Genomic DNA, 1,620 nt, shown 5'->3' with positions numbered 1-1,620 from the left:
CTTGAGTTTTATCCTCGCGGGTCGAATCGTTCCTCGAACTTGATCACTCGTGGTGACAACTGCCGTACAGCGGGGCGGCCTTCGTCTGATCCTGTGCTCCGTCACAGAGGCACGAAATCAGCCGAAGGCCGTAGGGGTGAGTCTGCTGCATCACGATGTCCAGCGGGAGCCGTTCGGGGTGCTGTCATACTTCCGGACGGAGTTGTACGCATCGATGACGGCCCGCGGCGACGCGCTGTTCGAGCTGACCGACGCGATGCTGTGTGCGGATGGTCCGGTGAAGACGCTGGTCGGTCTGGCGCTCGCACCGGAGCACCAGCGTGGGCATGGAGCCCTGTATGCCGGGCTGAACAAGGGGCGACTCGATGTGGGCCGGCTGCGGAAGGCTCTTGTCTCTGTTCCGCTGCCGAAGGCGGCCGACGGCCGTCTGGTCCTCGCGGTCGATGTGTCGCCGTGGTTGCGGCCGGACGCGGACACCGCCCCTGACCGGTGCTTCTGCCATACCTACGGGTACGGCGACAACAAACACCTGATGATCCCGGGCTGGCCCTACTCGATCGTGGCCGCACTGGAGACGGGCCGGACCTCGTGGACCGCGGTGCTGGACGCGATCCGGATCGAGCCAGGCGCCGACGTCGCTGCGGTGACCACCGCCCAGATCAGGGAAGTCGTCGACCGCCTCGTCGAAGCAGGGCAATGGCAGGCGGGCGATCCGGACATCATGATCGTGGTCGACGCCGGCTACGATGCTCCGCGCCTGGCCCACCTGCTGGCAGACCTGCCCGTCGAGATCCTGGGCCGGACGCGTTCGGACCGGGTCATGCGCCGGCCGGCGCCCTCCCGCGAGGAATTCCACCGGGAACACCCCGCAGGCGGCCGCCCGCCCAGGCACGGAGGCGAATTCGTCTTCGGGCAGTCGGACACCTGGGGCGACGAGCACGCGGTCACGGTCACCGACACCCGCCGCTACGGGAAAGCGACCGCACGGGCGTGGGACCGGCTCCACCCCCGGCTGACCCGCCGGGCCGCCTGGCTCGACCATTCCGCCGAGCTGCCCGTCATCGAGGGCACCGTCATCCGACTCCAGGTCGAGCACCTGCCCTCGGGCGGAGACCCGAAGCCGGTGTGGCTGTGGTGGTCCAGGATCGGCGCCACCGCGGCTGACGTCGACCGCTGTTGGCAGACCTTCCTGCGAAGGTTCGACATCGAGCACACATTCCGTTTCTGGAAGCAGACCCTGGGCTGGACCCGCCCCAAACTCCGCAGCCCCGAAGCCGCGGACCGGTGGACATGGCTCGTGGTCGCCGCCCACACCCAGCTCAATCTCGCCCGACCGCTCGCGCAAGACCTCCGGCATCCCTGGGAGAAACCGACCCCACCCGAACGACTCACCCCCGCCCGGGTCCGACGCGGGTTCAGGAACCTCCGAACCGCGGCTGGTTCACCAGCCGGTGCACCCAAACCCGGCCGCCCCGGCCCCGGCCGACCACCCGGATCGAGAAACCGGCACCCCGCAGCACGCCACGACGTGGGAAGAGTCCTCGCCACCGGCCAGCCCTACCAGCGACCCACCCACCACAACATCGGCACCAAACCCCGCCGAACAGGATAAAACTCAAG

1 protein-coding gene is annotated in these 1,620 nt (G+C 68.5%); it reads left to right on the top strand.

What is annotated here, in order from left to right:
- Positions 1-136: 136 nt before the first annotated feature.
- The gene (locus N4G66_RS45085; protein ID WP_315903778.1) at positions 137-1,612 is read left to right on the top strand and encodes an NF041680 family putative transposase; all 1,476 of its coding nucleotides are present in this window, start codon (positions 137-139) and stop codon (positions 1,610-1,612) included.
- Positions 1,613-1,620: the final 8 nt, after the last annotated feature.

The organism is Streptomyces rhizosphaerihabitans (assembly GCF_025399795.1).
Taxonomy (GTDB): Bacteria; Actinomycetota; Actinomycetes; order Streptomycetales; family Streptomycetaceae; genus Streptomyces; species Streptomyces rhizosphaerihabitans.
This window is presented reverse-complemented; position numbering and strand designations above follow the sequence as displayed.